This is a genomic window from Bacillus sp. 166amftsu, assembly GCF_900107445.1.
Lineage (GTDB): Bacteria > Bacillota > Bacilli > Bacillales > Bacillaceae_G > Bacillus_A > Bacillus_A arachidis.
The window spans coordinates 12,952-31,790 of sequence record NZ_FNQA01000017.1; the positions used below are offsets into that span (position 1 = coordinate 12,952).

The window sequence follows — 18,839 nt, forward strand, 5'->3', positions numbered from 1 at the left end:
ATGTGATGAGAATGCGTATTGGAATGACAAATATTTCAAAAGCGTTCAATGGTAATCCTGTTTTGAAAAATGCACAGTTTAGCATTGAAACAGGAGAAGTCCATGCACTGATGGGGGAAAATGGAGCGGGTAAATCAACGCTTATGAAGATTTTAACAGGTGTGTACACGAAAGATACTGGTCAAGTCATAATTGATGGAAAAGAACGCATATTTAAAAATGCAAAAGAAGCTGAAGAATATGGGATTGCTTTTATTCATCAAGAACTGAATATATTACCGAATTTAACAGTTGCTGAAAATATGTTTCTTGGAAAAGAGCTTATGTATGGGAAAACAGGCATACTGCGTACACGTCAAATGAATGACATCGCAGAGAGCCAATTAGCAAGTTTAGGACTTCACGTAAAAGGGGCTATGCTTGCCGGGGAATTATCAGTTGGGCAACAGCAAATTATTGAAATTGGTAAGGCTTTAATGACAAATGCGAGCGTTATTATTATGGACGAGCCGACAGCGGCATTAACGGACCGCGAAATTGAAACGCTCTTTACGGTTATAAATAAATTACGTAAAGAAGGTGTATCGTTCGTTTATATTTCGCATCGCATGGAAGAAATTTTTTCAATCTGTGACGCCATTACAATTTTACGTGATGGAGAATATGTTGGAACACGGTTAATTCCTGAAACATCATTTGATGAAGTAGTAAGTATGATGGTTGGCCGTAGCATTGGAGAACGTTATCCAGAGCGCGATGCTAAGATTGGCGAAGTCATCTTTGAAATGCGCAACGGAACGAAAGAAGGAAAGTTCGAAAATATTTCGTTTCAAGTGAGAAGAGGGGAAATTCTCGGTGTTGCTGGATTAATGGGGGCAGGGCGTACAGATATTATGAAAGCAATATTTGGACATGAACCGTTAGACTCAGGGCAAATATTTATGAACGGTCGAGAGGTAAAAATTGATAGCCCAATTGATGCAATACGGCAGCGAATTGCCTTTATTACAGAGGATAGAAAATCAGAAGGGCTTGTATTAGATTTTTCAATTCGTGAAAATTTAGCATTGCCAAATTTAGAGAGCCTTTCAAAAGGTAGTGTGATGGATAATGGGGCAGAAGCACAGTTTACAGAGGACATGATGAAGCTCCTTAATGTAAAAGCGGCAAATGGAGAACAAGCTGTCAAGTCGCTTTCTGGTGGGAATCAACAAAAAGTTGTGATTGCAAAATGGCTAGGAATCCATCCACAGCTGTTAATTTTAGATGAACCAACTCGAGGGGTTGATGTTGGAGCAAAAAAAGAAATTTATTCTATTATGAACAAGCTTACAAATCAAGGAGATGCCGTTATTATGGTTTCATCTGAACTTCCAGAAGTATTAGGGATGAGCGATCGAGTCCTTGTTATTCATGAAGGAAAAGTAGGCGGTATTTTAGAGAAAGATAAAGCAACACAAGAGTCCATTATGGCATTAGCTACAGGGGGAGAGTAAGGTATGGCTAAAAAGGGAAATATATTGCAGCAGCTAGGTTCTTTAATTGGATTGGTACTGATTATTGTAGTTATTACAGCATTAAATCCAGCTTTTATTGAGATTCCAAATTTATTTAATATTTTGCGACAAGTGTCGATTAATGCACTCATTGCATTTGGAATGACCTTCGTTATTTTAACTGGGGGTATTGACTTATCGGTAGGTTCTATTTTAGCATTATCAAGTGCACTTGTTGCTGGAATGATGGCAAGTGGCATGGATCCGTTCCTTGCAATGGCAATTGGATTGTTAGCAGGTCTTGTAATGGGGATTGTAAACGGTATCATTATTACAAAAGGAAAAGTGGCACCATTTATTGCGACATTAGCAACAATGACCATTTTCCGAGGGCTCACGCTTGTTTACATGGACGGACGTCCGATCACTGGCCTTGGTGATCACTTAATGTTTCAAATGTTTGGTCGTGGTTATTTCCTTGGTATTCCTGTACCAGCTGTAACGATGATGATTGCTTTCGCAGTTCTGTACTTTATTTTAAAGAAAACAACATTTGGTCGCCGTACTTTTGCAATTGGTGGGAATGAAGAAGCAGCGGCGCTATCAGGTATTAATGTAACGAGAATAAAAATAATGATTTACGGTCTTTCTGGTATTTTGGCAGCGCTTGCAGGTATTGTGTTAACATCGCGCTTAGATTCTGCACAGCCAACTGCTGGTTCTTCTTACGAATTAGATGCAATTGCTGCAGTTGTTTTAGGAGGAACAAGTCTTTCGGGCGGAAGAGGATGGATTGTTGGTACATTCATCGGTGTACTTATTATCGGTGTATTAAACAACGGCTTAAATTTATTAGGGGTATCTTCTTTCTTCCAACAAGTTGTCAAAGGGCTTGTTATCTTACTTGCTGTATTAATTGATCGTCGAAAAGAAGCGTAATGGAGGGACAATTCATGAAAAAATGGTTGCTTATGCTCGTTGCATTTATCATGGTAATTACTGCCGGATGTTCAATGGAACCACCGGAATGGGCAAAGGATTCTGGCGAAAAAGGGAGAAATAAAACTATTAAAGTTGGATTTTCTGTTTCCACTTTAAATAATCCATTTTTCGTCACATTGAAAAAAGGTGCAGAAAAGAAAGCGAAAGAAAGTGGTATCGAATTGATTGCTGTTGATGCACAAAATGATGCAGCTAAGCAAACAAATGATGTCGAAGATTTAATTCAAAAAGGCGTTGATGTAGTTGTTATCAACCCAACAGATTCAGATGCGGTTGCTTCAGCAGTGAGTGCAGCAAATGCGGCGAATATTCCTGTTATTACAGTAGACCGTGTTGCAAACTCAGGGAAAGTTGTTTCTCATATTGCTTCAGATAATATCGAAGGTGGCAAAATGGCAGGCGAATACATTCATGAACTTATTGGTGAAGGGGCAAGCGTTGCTGAGCTAGAAGGAATTCCTGGATCATCTGCTGCACGTGAGCGTGGGAAAGGATTCCATAAAGTAGCTGATAAGGGGTTAAAAGTTACTGCTAAGCAAGCTGCTGATTTTGACCGTGCCAAAGGATTATCCGTTATGGAGAATATTTTACAAGCTAATAGCGATATTAAAGCAGTATTTGCTCATAATGATGAAATGGCATTAGGCGCACTTGAAGCATTAAAATCTGCTGGAAAAACAGATGTGGCTGTTGTTGGATTTGATGCAACGGACGATGCTGTAAAAGCGGTTAATGAGGGACGTATGGCAGCAACTGTTGCACAAAAACCAGAATTAATCGGAGAGAAAGCGATGGAAACAGCAAAACAAGTGACCCAAGGTAAAAAAGTGGAAAAATTCATTCCGATTGAATTAGAGCTTATTAAGAAAAAATAAAATATAAACTTACATTTAGGAAGGAAGAATAACAAATGAAATTTTTTATTGATACAGCAAATATTAACGAGATCAAAGAAGCAAATGAACTAGGTGTATTAGCAGGCGTAACAACAAATCCATCACTTGTAGCAAAAGAAGGCGTGGATTTCCATGAACGCATTCGTGAAATTTGCAATGTTGTAGAAGGACCCGTAAGTGCAGAGGTTATTAGCCTAGAAGCAGATAAAATGATTGAAGAAGGAAAAGAATTAGCAAAAATCGCTCCAAACGTTGTTGTAAAAGTTCCAATGACAAAAGAAGGATTAAAAGCAGTAAAAGCATTCTCAGATTTAGGAATTCGTACAAACGTTACATTAGTGTTCTCTGCAGTACAAGCATTACTTGCAGCACGTGCTGGTGCAACATATGTATCTCCATTCTTAGGTCGCTTAGATGATATTGGTCATAATGGTATGGACTTAATTCGCCAAATTGCTGAGATTTTTGCAATTCACGGTATTGAAACAGAAATTATTGCAGCATCTGTACGTCATAGTGTTCACGTAACTGACGCAGCATTAAATGGCGCACACATCGCAACAATTCCAGCGAATGTAATCGGAGCATTAGTGAAACATCCGTTAACAGATCAAGGAATTGAGAAATTCTTAGCTGATTGGGAAAAAACACAAGAGAAATAAACATATAATAAAAAATCACAGCTCATTTGTTTGAGTTGTGATTTTTTTGTTATTTAGATGGTTAAAAATCCCTATAAATATGTTGCAACGATACTGAAAATAACAACAGATACCTGTAATAACATTTCTTTTTAAGTCATGAAGTGTCTATCAAATGTTGTAGGGAATAGGAATATTTCCGAGGAAATTGTCGAGATATAGTTGGTGTTTATGCATTTTAAAAAATGAGTGAAGAGTTATAGCTTTTACACAAGATTATTGGCATTTCTAATTATAAGATAGGGTTTCTTTTATTAAAAAGAAAGAAACAAAAGTAACGCCATTTTTAATTGCGATAGATATTTTTATTATTCCATTCTTTACCTTTATCTGGGCACGAATAAAAGAGTTAGTAGTCGATTATTTTTCTATTATAGGGCATGTACTCACTGCGCTTATATTTTTTCCTGTTTTGTTAAAAAGTACAATGCATTATGGATTATTAAGAGAGGGAAATTGACGGTGAAATCTTGAGATGTATGTTGAAATAAGGTGCTAAATAAAAATATCCATGTTGATGGGGGAAGATTGTATCAAGATGATTGGTATAGAAGAAAGAGGAGTTTCAACAAATTACAATGCGTAGTATTCGAATACGATTATTACTGAAAAGTAAAAAAGAACAATAGGAATTTTTAAATATAGTAAATAAAAATCGGAAGTAATAAACTTATGAAACATGATAAAAATATATTTTTAAAATATAGAGACAAATAGAGTTTACCCCTTTTTTTAACGCGAATAAATACATATATTTCAAGATTTTACTAATTTTGAATCTAAAATAATAATTATTTATAAAAAACAAAATTATATATTGATTTTGTCTTTTATTTTGAGTAAAATTCAAAAGGATTAATAAGATAGTGATAGTTTAATAGTTTAATAGAAATCCTTTTTTAGGAAGAGGATGTAGAGTCTAGTAGACTTAGAATGTAGGGAATATTTGTAAATCCATACGCAAAGGGAGAGTAAAGTAAGTGACAGCATTGAAAAAATTATCAGTTTTTGTGAAAGGTAGTATTGTTTTATTATGTGTAGCATGTATGTATTTTGCTGTACCAACTACACATGCAAGTGCAGAGACAGTTAAGATTTATCTTGATCCAGGTCATGGCGGAACGGATACAGGAGCGATTGGAAATGGTTTAAGAGAAAAAGACTTAACATTAGATATTGCAACACGTATTCGTAACATTTTAAATGCAGAGTATACAGGTTATGAACTTAAAATGAGTCGTACGAGTGATGTATACCCTACGTTAACGCAGCGAACAACTGATGCAAATAATTGGGGAGCAGACTTTTTCTTATCTGTACATATTAATAGTGGTGGTGGCACTGGCTATGAAGATTATAGTTATCCAAATGCAGGAGCACCAACTACGACTTACCAAAATGTAATTCATCAAGAAATTATGAAAACAACTGACCTTTATGATAGAGGAGTTAAAACGAGTAATTTCCATGTGTTAAGAGAAACGAATATGCCAGCAGTATTAACTGAAAATGGATTTATTGATCGAGCAGAAGATGCACAAAAATTAGGTAATGCAACATTTAGAGAACAACTTGCAAGAGGGCATGTAAATGGCTTAGTAAAGGCATTTGGATTACAGAAGAAAACATTTTTAGTTCGTGTGAAAGCAGAAGAATTATATTATTATAATCAACCTGATTGGAATGCAAAGGCTGGTACTGTGAAAAAAGGTGATGTGTTCACTGTTGTGGGAACGTTAACTGTAAATGGTTCAAAAATGTATAAGCTAAAATCAGGAAACTATATAACTGCTAATCCTTCATATGTTGAGGTTTTATAATAAAGATTTAATTAAAAAAAGACAATGATGAGTTAATTCATCATTGTCTTTTTTATTTTTCCTCTGACATAAATCATTCCAGCAAATGTGAGTAAGAATGCTGTTCCAATTACAAAGCTTACACTTGGTGATGCCCCGATTGCTCCAACTGTAAAGGATCCAGCGACAACGCCTAATGAGAAGAAAGCATAAAATAATCCGAATGCCTTCCCGCGTTTATCTTCAGTTGTATTTTCAACAAGTAAAGCATTAATAGATGGGAAGAGGATGGCGAATCCAATTCCGTAAATCATCATAACAACAAAGAGCATGCCTTTTGTTGTAAATATACCAAGTAATGATAAGGCAAGTGCCATGACTGCAATACCGATTAGCATCATCTTTGAACGGTCAAATCGATCATAAATACGATTTGTTGGTAGCAAGAAGAAGAGGATGGCAGTAATCCCAAAGACACTTAACATCATACCTGTTGTAGACGCTTTGAGTGCTAATGCCTCTACTTTTACAGGTAACATATATGTGACGATACCTTGTGAGAACATTAATGTAAAAGCGCCAATATAGGCTTGTAATAATGGTTCGGATCTTAGTAATCCTATCATATCTTCTTTGTTCATCATTTGCGTTCGTGATGTATCTTTTCTAGTCACATTGTTTGGTAATAAGAAAAGGGCCACGATTGTACCGAGTACCATTAAGAGCGAAATCGTAATAAAGACCCATTCAACGCCTACTTTTGCTTTCATAATTCCACTGAAGGCTGGACCAACGATAGCTGCTGTTCCGACAGCGGCACCAGATAGTGCCATTGCTTTTCCTTGTTTTGTTGATTTTGTTTGTTTAGATAAGAAAGTAAAGGCTGCAGGAATTAAGAAGCCGTCACTAAATCCATGTAAAAAGCGAACGATGAGTAATTGCTCGCCGCTCTGAACAACGGTATACAATAATACTATGAAACTTGTAATTCCCATACTCATATAGAGAACTTTCTTTGCACCAAATTTATCAACAGATGCACCTGCGATAATATTTCCAATCATATTGGCAAACGAGTACATACCTACAACAAGGCCGATAATAAGAGGGGTTCCCCCGAGGCTTTGCGCGTAAGTACTCATAATTGGTAATTGTGAAAATGTATCTAAAAACGCTACGATAACAATAAAATAAATGAAATATTTCAAGTGATGTTCACCTCTCCTCTGCTATTATGGCATAATGCGAATTTCACCTGCAATGAAATTGAATTAACAGATGTGGAAAAAAGTACAAAGTGACAAAAAAGTGAACTTTTTTTGTTAAAATTTGGTGAATTTCAGATTGGTTTTTTGAAATATATGGATAAAAGTACTATAATAGATTAGTAAACTTCACTAGGTTAAGTATATGTACATAGAGAGGGATGCATAAAATGAAAGCATTACTTTGGTATGATCAACGTGATGTAAGAGTAGAAGAAGTTCCAGAACCAGCGGTTCGGCCAGGAGCAGTAAAAATCAAAATCAAATGGTGTGGTATTTGTGGAACAGATTTACACGAATATTTAGCGGGACCTATTTTTATTCCAACAGAAGAACATCCATTAACACATGTGAAAGCACCTGTTATTTTAGGTCATGAATTTAGTGGGGAAGTAGTTGAAATTGGTGAAGGCGTTACAACTCATAAAGTTGGGGACCGCGTTGTTGTAGAACCTATTTATTCTTGTGGCAAATGTGAAGCTTGTAAACATGGTCATTACAACGTTTGTGAACAACTTGTTTTCCATGGTCTTGGTGGAGATGGCGGTGGCTTCTCTGAATATACTGTAGTGCCAGCAGATATGGTTCACCATATCCCGGATGAAATGACTTATGAACAAGGTGCACTTGTAGAACCAGCAGCAGTTGCAGTTCATGCAGTGCGTCAAAGTAAATTAAAAGAAGGTGAAGCTGTAGCTGTATTTGGCTGTGGACCGATTGGACTTCTTGTTATCCAAGCTGTTAAAGCGGCAGGTGCAACGCCTGTTATCGCAGTTGAACTTTCTAAAGAACGTCAAGAGTTAGCAAAAATAGCGGGTGCTGATTATGTATTAAATCCAGCAGAACAAGAGGTACTAGCAGAAATCCGTAACTTAACAAACGGTTTAGGCGTAAATGTTAGCTTCGAAGTAACAGGTGTTGAAGTTGTACTTCGTCAAGCGATTGAAAGTACAAGCTTTGAAGGACAAACTGTAATTGTCAGTGTATGGGAAAAAGATGCGACAATTACCCCAAACAACTTAGTATTAAAAGAAAAAGAAATTGTAGGTATTCTTGGATACCGTCATATCTTCCCATCTGCTATTAAATTAATTAGCTCTGGACAAATTCAAGCAGAGAAATTAATTACGAAAAAAATTACTGTGGATCAAGTTGTAGAAGAAGGATTTGAAGCGCTCGTAAAAGATAAAAATCAAGTGAAAATTCTTGTTTCACCTAAATAATGTATAATATAGAAGAAAGTAGCCTTTTTCTAGAAATAGAAGAGGGCTACTTTTTTTATGTATAGAAAGGTGATGGTTATGGTGCAAGAACTTCAAAACACTTGCAATGAATCTGTAAATCTTGAACGTACTGATACTATTACTTTAAAAAAGAGGCAGGATCGGTATGGAAACCAAAATTTGTTCAAAAGGAAGAAATTTTATATCTGTAGACTAGTATTACAAACAACAATCAGCAAGGTACTGGTGTATTGATGGTGAGGTAATGCCTTTGGGGATGGAGTGGAACATTAACGACAGTTGGCTATGGGGGGCACTCCGCAAATAGACTTTGGGAAAATCTTTACGATATTCTATATTTTCATTGGAATTGGTATAGTGTTTGGGCTTGTTCACAAGCTCGCAGTAAATGTTCAATTGCCAAGTATATTAGCAGGGAGAAAGAAGGAGTAAAAGCAATCAGGATATGCACCTGGTTGCTTTATTTTTTTACAATATTTTAGCTGTTTCTTTGCAGAAAATTAATATTCGTTTACTAAAATATGAATGAGTCATGATATGAACATTTGCATAATTTATTTTTCAATAGAAATGAATAGAAAGACGGGATATTCTAATCTTAGATCAACCATATGACCTACATATTTAAAGTAAAATAAATATAAGCGGAGGTTTTCATATGAAAAAGAAAGTATTAGCCCTAGCAGCAGCTATTACATTAGTAGCACCATTGCAAAGTGTAGCATTTGCCCATGAAAATGAGAGCGGAAATAAGGTAAGAGTAATTCAATATTGGTCTGCGGAAGATAAACATGCAGAAGGGACAAACTCCCATTTGTGGATTGTCAATCGTGCAATTGATATTATGTCCCGTAATACAACAATTGTAAAACAAGATCAAGTCACCTTATTAAATGAATGGCGTACAGAGCTAGAGAATGGTATTTATGCTGCTGATTATGAAAACCCTTACTATGATAATAGTACATTTGCTTCTCATTTCTATGATCCTGATACAGGGAAGACGTATATTCCTTTCGCTAAGCAGGCAAAAGAAACGGGGGCTAAATACTTTAAACTTGCTGGTGAATCTTATCAAAAGCGAGATATGAAACAAGCATTCTTCTATTTAGGATTATCGCTGCATTACTTAGGAGATGTAAATCAACCAATGCATGCAGCAAACTTTACTAATCTTTCTTATCCACAAGGTTTCCATTCTAAATTTGAAAACTTTGTTGATACAGTAAAGGATAATTATAAAGTGACTGATGGAAATGGCTATTGGAATTGGAAAGGACTAAACCCTGAAGACTGGATTCATGGAGCGGCTGTAGCTGCTAAGCAAGATTATGCCGGTATTGTAAATGGCACTACAAAAGATTGGTTCGTAAGAGCGGCAGTTTCACAAGAATATGCAGATAAATGGCGTGCAGAAGTTACACCAACAGCAGGAAAACGTTTAGTAGAGGCGCAGCGTGTCACAGCGGGATATATTCAGCTTTGGTTTGATACATATGTAAATCGATAGAATGCTTGGTTACTTCTTAGTAATAAACATATACATATCATGACTCATGATCCAGTACAGGCAATCACTTCTATTGAAATAGTTAAAAAGTTTCTTCGTCAAGAAGAAACTTTTTTTGTTTAGACACAGGAGAATGATAGTTTCTTTCCAATATGTATAAGACATATATATAAGAGGAGAGAACGATGTGGAGCGTAACATATTTCAAAAGGTTCCATTACCATGTGCATTTCTTGATGAAGAAGCGTTAGAAAGAAATATTGAGTCCATTGTTCAATTGTGCCAAGGAAAGAAAGTTCGTATTGCTAGTAAATCATTACGATCTGTTCCAGTGATGAAGAAAATTTTAGCCTCTAATCGTTGTTTTCAAGGCATTATGTGTTTTTCACCAAGAGAAGTAATATTTTTAATAAAACAAGGATTTAACGATTTGTTGCTTGGATACCCTATACATGATGAACAAGCACTTCGAGAAATTAGTTTGCTTACAAAACAAGGATTGATAATCACTTGTATGGTAGATTGCGTAGAACATATTGCTTATTTAGAGACAATTGCAGAGGAAACAGGTGGACGTTTTCGAATCTGTATTGATATCGATATGAGTAGTCATTTTTTTCAGCTTCATTTTGGTGTTAGACGTTCTCCTATACGTACTGTCGCTGAGGCTTTGGACGTTATTGAAAAAGCAATTCAATCTCCTGTTTTACAAATAGACGGTGTAATGGGCTATGAAGCACAGATTGCAGGAGTTGGAGACGATGTACCAAAGCAAGGTTTTAAAAATAAAATAGTTTCTTATTTAAAGAAAAAATCTGTATTTGAAGTGATGGAACGCAGACAGAGCATTGTACGAACAGTGCAAGAACAAGGGATTGCACTTCGTTTTGTAAATGGAGGTGGTACAGGAAGTATACAAACGACAATGCAAGATGAATCTGTTACAGAGATTACAATAGGTTCGGCTTTTTACTCTCCTAAACTCTTTGATTACTATAAAGATATTAAATTTGAACCAGCTGCTGGATTTGCATTGCCAATTGTTAGACAACCAGCCCCTCATATATATACTTGCCTAGGTGGTGGATATATTGCTTCAGGATCAGTTGGGAAAGACAAACAGCCGGAGATTTTGGAGCCAAGTGGAGCGAAGTTGTTAGCTTTAGAAGGAGCTGGAGAAGTACAAACGCCTGTTTATTATGATGGTTCAGAACACCTAACGGTTGGGGATGTCGTGTTATTTAGGCATAGTAAAGCCGGAGAACTATGTGAGCGTTTCTCATCGTTACATCGTATTGCAGGTAACAAAGTGATAGGGAAATATTCAACATACCGGGGGGATGGTCAATGCTTTCTGTAAAAGGGCAAAAATGGAGAAATTGGACAGGGAATGTAGAAGGAAATCCACAATATACGATGTACCCAAAAAGCATACAAGATGTAATAGAAGTAGTAAAGTTTGCAAAAGAACAGGGAAAGAGAATTCGTGTTGTTGGATCAGGTCATTCTTTTACACCTCTTGTTCAAACAGAAGAAATTTTAATTTCTTTAGATGAGCTACAAGGGATTTTGGATGTGGATTCACAATCATTCATAGTAGAAGTATGGGCCGGAACAAAGTTGTATAACTTAGGAAAACTGTTGGAAGAAAAGGGATATGCGCAGGAGAATTTAGGAGATATTGATTCACAATCTATTGCTGGAGCATTTAGTACAGGAACGCATGGAACAGGTATTCAATTTGGTAGTTTGGCAACACAAGTAGTAGAAATTACAGCTGTGCTGGCATCTGGAGAAATTATTGTTTGTTCTGAGAAAGAAAACCCTGAATTTTGGAAGGCATTTCAGTTATCTCTTGGTATGCTTGGAATTATTGTAAAAGTTAAATTAAAAGTCATTCCAGCTTATTCACTTATCTATGAAAGCAAAAAGGAATCGTTATCTACTGTAATGAGCAAATTAGAGGAATATAAGCAGCATCGTCATTTTGAATTTTTTGTGTTTCCGTATTCAGATGATGTTCAAGTGAAAATTACAAATGAAACGACAGTTAAAGGGATAGATTTAAAGTGGCATAAGTTCAAGACGGCACTACTTGAAAATATAATTTTTTCATTATTGTCTAAAGGATGCAAGTTACTTCCTTCTATAAGTAAGGGAGTTAGTAGGCTATCAGCAAAGGCAGTGCCGAATGCAAAAACAATTGGTTCAAGTTATCAAATATTTGCTACATCTCGTAATGTTCGTTTTTATGAAATGGAGTATAGTGTCCCAGCGCAGTATATGAAAGATGTAGTAGGGGAAATTTACAGTCTTATTGAAAAGAAGAAATTTCAAGTTCATTTTCCAATTGAATGTCGCTATGTAAGGGGAGATGATATATGGATAAGTACTGCCTATGGAAGAGATTCAGCGTATATCGCTGTGCATATGTATAAAGGAATGAAGTATGCTGCGTACTTCACAGCGATAGAACGTATTTTTCAAAAGTATGAAGGACGTCCACATTGGGGGAAAATGCATACAATGCGATATGAACAGTTGCAATGTGTTTATCCAAAGTTAAACTCTTTCTTGGAAGTTAGAGAAAAGGTAGATCCAATGGGAGTGTTTTTAAATCCATATGTAGCAAAAATGTTTTCTATTTATGAAAAAAGCTGACAAATTATTTGTCAGCTTTTTTGAGTGTAATTACATTTCGTGTATGACTCATTCGTTCGTAAAATAGTAATTTATCACGACTAAATACGTGCAGTAGAACATGAATAACAAAGATACCGTTAATTGCAAACATGAATAATAATATAACAAGTAGAATTAAAGGATTCGTATGATTTAAAATAGAACTGCTAGAGAGAATATAGTTAATTCCTCCGAGAACAAAGTAAAACAGTCCATACCGAATGAATAATTCTTTTAATGTAATTCGTTCATTTCTTCCTTTTATATGAATACGAAGTAACGCCTTACCAATTGTTTTTCCGTTCATAAAATACGGAATGATGATGAAGTAGACGAGGACTGCGCACGTAATAAAAATAAGATCATATAGATTGGTATAAGATTGCATTTTAGAAATGAAAATAGAATTCCCCTTATTTTTTATACCTGGCACAACAAGGGATAAGAAAATCCAATCAATTTGGAGTGCGATTAGGCGGCGGATAAATCCAACTGGTTTCGTAGCTAAATCGACATGTGCATCTAATTCATTTGATTTAGGAAGGAAGTACGTGAATATTGGCGCGATGAGATAACCAATTGCTCCCCCAAGTGTATTTAAAAATAAATCATCGATATCAAATAAACGATATGCACAATTGTATATACCGTATAATCCAGTCACTTGTGTCACTTCAAAAAATAGTGAGAGACAAAGTGAAAAGAAGATTGTTTGTAAAAAACTACGGCGGAAATAGTAACGTAAATATATGCCGAATGGAATCGTTAACACGGCATTAAATGCGACTTGTAAAAAGGCAGATTCTTTTAATAAGTAAAAATAGGTAGCAGGTTTTGCTAATATCGCTGCTGTATGATTGCTAATTTCTTGAATGAAATAAAACGGTACAAGCTGAACGTGCTGTGTGTTAGCTGGCTGAAGGCTACATGTATCATATGTTTGCGGTAGAGGTAAGACAACAAGAAAATAGGCGTTTAACAAATAAAGAAGCAAAGAGTATAAAATAAAAGAACGCCATTTATTTAGATAGCCATATTTTCTGTAATTAAATATTAGAAATGGAATCAATAGAACCATTGCTAAAAAAGGAAATAGAATAAATGCTGTTTTAATTGGAAATAAATAAGCTGTCAAAATGTGGCTCCTTTCGAAAAAATTAAGATTTTATTATAGCTTCAATAAAATGTAAAAGCAAACTTTATTTTTAGAGGCGGAAAGGGAATCTGAATTAAAAAGCAACATACCCCTTATTTTTTAGGGATGAGAGAGCATCCGTCCATGCATAGAAACGGTCAGGACATTTTTCAGCCCCATATTAAGCTTAAAACTAAAACAAAAATAGAAAATGAGTACGGGTCACTTTGGTTTAGACGTAGCCATGACTTATAGGTTGAAAATTTAAACTGGATGTATATAGATGAAAGAAGAGCCTTACTGCAAATTTGCAGAAGGCTCTTCTTAGTGGGGATATTTAATATGTGTAGCGTTGGATTTTGCCGAAAGGATACAGCTTTGGAATTGTTGTTTCCATGTTAAAGTGGTGGTTTCCTTTCTTTGAGAAATCCACTCGTGATAATCTTGTTGCGTTTTCCATAATATACGAACCATATACTCATTTCCATGTTCAGTATGCTTCGTACGAGAAAATTCTAGATTAATAAACCCGTATGTACCAGGGTTTGGATAGTATTGTTGTAGAGAACGAATCATTTTTTCTTCATAGCCAAATTTAATATGAATAAGTTTTGTAACAATAAACATGATTGCACCCCTTTTGTATTAGTAATAAGAAATTAGAGTGAGTATCCTGTTTCAGTCATAACATGTGCAATCCCTCCTGTTATTCTTACGAGGTTAGGGTGTGTTTGTAATATCGATTCATCCCGTTCGTAATTCATTTTTAAAGCATGATATATATTCAATATTATACTATTCTGAAAATTTAAAGTAAATAAAAGGAAGACGACAAATTTTTTATAGGAAAATAATCGTGAGTGTACCCGCGATGACACAATAGAAAGAGAAGGATTTTTAAGCTGAATCTTCTATAATGCCCATAATACTTAGTGATAAATCATCTAAGCTAACAGGAATATTTTTAAATTGATGAGGAATCGAAATAAACAAAAATTCACTCTAAAATATAAGAAAAGATAAGCGTGAAGCGAATTTGTAGCAGATTGTCATATGTTGCCAGAAGACTCATTTATGTATCGCTGCAATTTATGCAAGATTTGACAATGTTTTCAATGTCATGTAATCTGTTGTTTCTAATATACGAATCTAGGCTTTTGTAAGATTTGTATGAAAATAAGTTGTTAAAAGTTAAGAGTTTATTACATGTTACAGTTTGTTTTTGTTATTTGTCATGAAAAATAAAGTGTATTTAATGAGTTTGTAAAGAAACTGTAAAATAAATCATGTATAACTGTATGAGAAGGGAGTCGGATTATGAACTATTTTAAGCGAATCAGTAGTCTAGTATTAGCAGGAATTATTGGTCTTTCTAGTACAGTTGCTGTCAAAGCTGAGTCAAACGACGAGAAACTAAACAACATGCAGCAGCAATTGCAGCAGAATAACAATGATATTCAGCAAAAAGAACAAGAGAAGCAAGCTGTTAATAAAGAAATACAAGGTATCGAAAGTGAACTACATAATTTAAATAAAACAATTACAAAAAACAAAGAGGAACAAGCTGCTATTCAACGTAAAATTGATGAAACACATAAGCAAATTGAACAGAAAAAGCAAGAAATTATCGTTTTAGAAGATAAGGTACTTGCTCGTAAAGATATTATGAAAAAACGTATGGTTTCTGTTCAAAATAGCTCAAATACAAGTTTAGTAGTAGAAGTTGTAGTAGAATCAAAGAATTTTGCTGATTTCTTACAACGTATGACGGCAGTATCTACAATCCTAGAGGCAGACAAAGAGATTTTACGTCTTCAAGAACAAGATCTTCGTCAAATTGAAGAAGATAAAAAAGCAATTGACGAAAAAGAAGCATCTTTAGAAGTAGATAAACAAAAATTAGCAAAAGCACAAGCAACTTTACAAGAAAACTTGAAAAAACGTCAAGAAAACTTACAAGCTGTACAGACAAAATATAATCAACTTGCAGGACAAATTAATTTAGCTGAACAAGAAAAAGCGAAAATTGAAGCAAATATGAAAGAAGTCCAAGAAACGATTGCTCGTGAGCAAGAAGCAGCAAGATTAGCAGAAGAAGCTCGTGCAAAAGCAGAAGCGGATGCAAAAGCTGCAAGGGAAGAAGAGGAAAGAGCAAGAGCGGAAGTAGAAAAAGAGGCTGTTTCAAAGCCAGAATCAAAGCCAGAATCAAACCCAACTGAACCTGCCGTGAATAAATCACAGCCGGCACCAGCTCCAAAACCAGAGACAAAACCTGATCAGAAGCCAGGACAAGGCGGGCGTGAAATTTATGTAGAAGCGACTGCTTATACAGCGGATCCATCGGAAAATGGTTACAAATCAGGTGAACATGTGCATTCAGCAATGGGACATGATTTAACTGCAAACCCAGGAATGAAGTTAATTGCTGTAGATCCAAGAGTTATCCCGCTAGGTTCTCGTGTATATGTTGAAGGGTATGGAACCGCAATTGCAGGCGATACTGGTGGTGCAATTAAAGGTCATAGAATAGATGTATTAATGCCAGATAAAGGTTCATCTAGTGCTTGGGGTAGAAGAACAGTTCGTGTTGTAATTTTATAATTGAAAATCAAATCCAACTTTACAATATGTGAAGTTGGATTTTTTTGTAAATTTTAATGTTAAGTCGAGTTTACATTTTGTAAAGTTTAGCATACAATGATGGTGAGAGGTGGTAAAATTGACCATTTGTAATAGAGTAAAGGAGCTAAGAGCCCGTTTTAACTTCACGCAAAGCGTACTAGCTGAAAAGGTTGGTGTAACAAGGCAAACGATTGCTGCAATTGAAAAGGGGGATTACGTTCCATCGTTGTTATTAGCGCTAACGATTTGTGATGTATTTGATTTAAAGATGGAGGATGTGTTTGTTTTAAATAAGGAGGGAGAAAAAGATGAATAGAATCATGTTGTCGTATGTGGTGAATGTGTTATTTATTGGATTGGCTAGTTGGGCATTTATTGAACTCTATTATTTTGAGGTGGAATTTGCAAATATTATTCAAACAGAGAAAGTACCATTTGAAATATCAATGAGTCTTACACCGTTTTTATTGTTATTGATTGTAGCGATTGTATCAACTATTTTTTATAAAGTTCAAAAAAAGAAATATAAGAAATTATCTTTTTGGATGTTTCCTCTTTTATTTCCACAAGATGATGAGCGCGAAGAAGTCATTACAGCAAAAGCATGTCGTACGACTTTTATAGCGCTTTGGTTTGTTATACCGATTGGAGCTGCATTGCTTGTTATATATCCGATTGTAACCCCGTATATTCCTGCATACCCATTATATGTTGTATTTTTCATCTTCTTTATACAAATGACCGTATTCCATATATCACTTTATCGAAATAAAATTGCTTAAAGACGTGCCACGTGCACGTCTTTTTTTAGTAATAAAGCATCCTATTTTTTACAAAAAATTAACGCATGTCGAAGTGAAGATTTACAAATGCTTTTTATGATAGGAATTAGATTTATTGAATAAAGGGAGTGGGAAAATGAAAAAGAAGGTATTGGTATATGGCGTAATAATTGCAAGTGTATTATGGACAGGAAGTAATGTACATGCAGAAACATTAGAAAAGGATACAGAGCGGATTGTGAATACAATAGAGACGTTACCAAAGGGGAGTATATCTAACCCTGCATACCGCGGGAAAGTGGAACAGATGGTGACGGACTTTATTGGTAAAAAACATAAGGATACAAAGATTAATCGGATTGCCTCGTTTCAAATGCCTAGTAAGAAGGCTGAAATTACAGCATCAACGCCTGATGGGAATACACTAGTTGTTACAGAAGCTGATTTAGGTCAAATTCAAATACTATCAATTGCAGATTTAGAAAATATAAAAGTATTAGGAAATGTGAGTTTTAAAGACATTCATTCAGAAGCGGAAGTAACGAGTGTAACTGTGACACCAGACGGAAAGCACGCATTGGCCGCTTTTCGAACTGGAGATAACTTATATGATGCAAATAAAGGACAAGTGGCGGTAGTGGATTTAGCAGCGCAGAGAGTGGTAAAAACGTATGAAGTAGGTGTAGGACCAGATTCAGTAGCGTTAGCAGCAGATGGAAGAACACTTATTATTTGTAATGAAGATGAAGAAAACGATCCAAATGATGATAATGAAGTAAATATGAAAAAAACGAAACGACCAGGAAGTATTTCTATGATTACATTCCCTGATGGTGATGTTATGCGCGGGGAACATGTCGAGCTGCCAATCCATATGAGTAACATTGGTAATGGAGCGATCTATAAGCATGATCCACAGCCAGAGTATGTTGCGATTAATCCAAAAGGAGATAAAGCAGCTGTCACATTACAAGAAAATAATGCGGTGGCAATTGTCAATATTGCAGAAAAACGAATTGAAAATATATTTGGCCTTGGCACGACAACACATAAAGCAGATTTAAAAAAGGATGGCACCATATCTTTTCAAGATGAGATAACTGCACGCCTAGAACCAGATGGTGTGACATGGGATCCATCAGGAGAATTTCTTATTACTGCTAATGAAGGGGACCTTGGTAAAAATGAATTTAAGGATGGTGTGAAATCAGGAGGAAGAAATATTTCTGTATGGAGTCAGACTGGATATCTTGTATACGATAGTATGAATCTTATTGATGAAAAAGTAGCGGCTGCTGGCCTATATCTTGATAATAGAAGTGAAAATCGGGGAAGTGAAGTCGAAAATGTGACAATTGGTAAGATAAAAGGAAATCCGCTTTTAGCAGTGGCGGCTGAAAGAGCGAATGCTGTATTGTTCTTCGATATGACAATTCCAATGTTCCCGGTATACATTGGAATTGCGCCATCAGCAGGAGCGGCACCAGAAGGAATTCATAAAATAAATGGTCGAGATTTATTTGTGAGTGCAGATGAAGTAGATGGAGTGTTAAGTTTTTATCATATAAAGTGATGCGGGAAGACTGACTTACCGCGACCAAATAACGGGATAAGTTAATAAAGTGGCTTCTTCTTTTCGTCTTAGACTTGTACATATAGTCATCTTACTTTATCATCTTATATAGAAGTAAGATTCTGTAAAGGA

The 18,839-nt window shown here is 35.6% G+C and carries 16 protein-coding genes and 1 pseudogene; 14 read left to right on the forward strand and 3 right to left on the reverse strand.

Annotated elements, in window-relative coordinates; translation table 11 throughout:
* Positions 1 to 11: 11 nt before the first annotated feature.
* From BLV40_RS22820 to BLV40_RS22845, 5 genes are all read left to right on the forward strand, one after another.
* The gene (locus BLV40_RS22820; RefSeq protein ID WP_026592933.1) at positions 12 to 1,496 is read left to right on the forward strand and encodes a sugar ABC transporter ATP-binding protein; all 1,485 of its coding nucleotides are present in this window, start codon (positions 12 to 14) and stop codon (positions 1,494 to 1,496) included.
* Between the two features lie 3 nt (positions 1,497 to 1,499).
* Positions 1,500 to 2,435, forward strand: coding sequence for an ABC transporter permease subunit (gene rbsC, locus BLV40_RS22825; RefSeq protein WP_026592934.1), 936 nt, complete (start codon positions 1,500 to 1,502; stop codon positions 2,433 to 2,435).
* 14 nt (positions 2,436 to 2,449) lie between these two features.
* Positions 2,450 to 3,373 (forward strand): ribose ABC transporter substrate-binding protein RbsB, encoded by a 924-nt coding sequence (gene rbsB, locus BLV40_RS22830; RefSeq protein ID WP_090694181.1) that lies wholly within the window; start codon positions 2,450 to 2,452, stop codon positions 3,371 to 3,373.
* A gap of 35 nt (positions 3,374 to 3,408) precedes the next feature.
* Complete coding sequence (gene fsa, locus BLV40_RS22835) at positions 3,409 to 4,056, forward strand: fructose-6-phosphate aldolase (protein ID WP_026592936.1); 648 nt, start codon at positions 3,409 to 3,411, stop codon at positions 4,054 to 4,056.
* A gap of 1,019 nt (positions 4,057 to 5,075) precedes the next feature.
* Positions 5,076 to 5,915 (forward strand): N-acetylmuramoyl-L-alanine amidase, encoded by an 840-nt coding sequence (locus tag BLV40_RS22845; protein WP_090694185.1) that lies wholly within the window; start codon positions 5,076 to 5,078, stop codon positions 5,913 to 5,915.
* A 32-nt stretch (positions 5,916 to 5,947) separates the two neighbouring features.
* Here BLV40_RS22845 and BLV40_RS22850 read toward each other — a convergent pair whose 3' ends face one another.
* Positions 5,948 to 7,102, reverse strand: a complete 1,155-nt coding sequence (locus tag BLV40_RS22850) for an MFS transporter (protein ID WP_090694187.1) — start codon at positions 7,100 to 7,102, stop codon at positions 5,948 to 5,950.
* Between the two features lie 227 nt (positions 7,103 to 7,329).
* Here BLV40_RS22850 and bdhA point away from each other — a divergent pair, with 227 nt between their 5' ends.
* The 5 genes and pseudogenes from bdhA to BLV40_RS22880 all read left to right on the forward strand — a co-directional run bounded on the left by bdhA (position 7,330) and on the right by BLV40_RS22880 (position 12,574).
* Positions 7,330 to 8,382 carry a (R,R)-butanediol dehydrogenase gene (bdhA, locus tag BLV40_RS22855; protein ID WP_026592939.1) on the forward strand — a complete coding sequence of 351 codons (1,053 nt, stop codon included), beginning with the start codon at positions 7,330 to 7,332 and terminating at the stop codon, positions 8,380 to 8,382.
* A gap of 315 nt (positions 8,383 to 8,697) precedes the next feature.
* A pseudogene (locus BLV40_RS22865) lies at positions 8,698 to 8,835 on the forward strand (ion channel); the annotation flags it as partial.
* A 226-nt stretch (positions 8,836 to 9,061) separates the two neighbouring features.
* Entirely contained in the window at positions 9,062 to 9,913 is an 852-nt protein-coding gene (gene cerA, locus BLV40_RS22870) for a phospholipase CerA (protein ID WP_026592940.1), read from the forward strand.
* 187 nt (positions 9,914 to 10,100) lie between these two features.
* Positions 10,101 to 11,273, forward strand: a complete 1,173-nt coding sequence (locus tag BLV40_RS22875) for an amino acid deaminase/aldolase (RefSeq protein ID WP_090694195.1) — start codon at positions 10,101 to 10,103, stop codon at positions 11,271 to 11,273.
* Positions 11,261 to 12,574 carry a D-arabinono-1,4-lactone oxidase gene (locus BLV40_RS22880; RefSeq protein ID WP_090694199.1) on the forward strand — a complete coding sequence of 438 codons (1,314 nt, stop codon included), beginning with the start codon at positions 11,261 to 11,263 and terminating at the stop codon, positions 12,572 to 12,574. The genes BLV40_RS22875 and BLV40_RS22880 overlap by 13 nt, the downstream gene beginning before the upstream one ends.
* A gap of 4 nt (positions 12,575 to 12,578) precedes the next feature.
* On the opposite strand, the gene BLV40_RS22885 is transcribed toward BLV40_RS22880, so the two are convergent.
* Both BLV40_RS22885 and BLV40_RS22890 read right to left on the reverse strand, forming a co-directional pair.
* Positions 12,579 to 13,730 (reverse strand): VanZ family protein, encoded by a 1,152-nt coding sequence (locus tag BLV40_RS22885; protein ID WP_090694203.1) that lies wholly within the window; start codon positions 13,728 to 13,730, stop codon positions 12,579 to 12,581.
* A gap of 324 nt (positions 13,731 to 14,054) precedes the next feature.
* Positions 14,055 to 14,357 carry an antibiotic biosynthesis monooxygenase family protein gene (locus BLV40_RS22890; protein WP_090694205.1) on the reverse strand — a complete coding sequence of 101 codons (303 nt, stop codon included), beginning with the start codon at positions 14,355 to 14,357 and terminating at the stop codon, positions 14,055 to 14,057.
* A 690-nt stretch (positions 14,358 to 15,047) separates the two neighbouring features.
* On the opposite strand from BLV40_RS22890, the gene BLV40_RS22895 reads away from it, so the two are divergent.
* The 4 genes from BLV40_RS22895 (at position 15,048) to BLV40_RS22910 (ending at position 18,707) form a co-directional block, all read left to right on the forward strand.
* Positions 15,048 to 16,331: a 3D domain-containing protein gene (locus tag BLV40_RS22895; protein WP_090694208.1), complete on the forward strand. Its 1,284-nt coding sequence runs from the start codon at positions 15,048 to 15,050 to the stop codon at positions 16,329 to 16,331.
* 109 nt (positions 16,332 to 16,440) lie between these two features.
* A complete protein-coding gene (locus BLV40_RS22900; protein WP_090694212.1) occupies positions 16,441 to 16,668 on the forward strand; it encodes a helix-turn-helix transcriptional regulator in 228 nt (75 codons plus the stop codon).
* Positions 16,661 to 17,134 (forward strand): DUF2178 domain-containing protein, encoded by a 474-nt coding sequence (locus BLV40_RS22905; RefSeq protein WP_026592947.1) that lies wholly within the window; start codon positions 16,661 to 16,663, stop codon positions 17,132 to 17,134. The genes BLV40_RS22900 and BLV40_RS22905 overlap by 8 nt, the downstream gene beginning before the upstream one ends.
* 136 nt (positions 17,135 to 17,270) lie before the next feature.
* Entirely contained in the window at positions 17,271 to 18,707 is a 1,437-nt protein-coding gene (locus BLV40_RS22910; protein ID WP_090694216.1) for a choice-of-anchor I domain-containing protein, read from the forward strand.
* Positions 18,708 to 18,839: the final 132 nt, after the last annotated feature.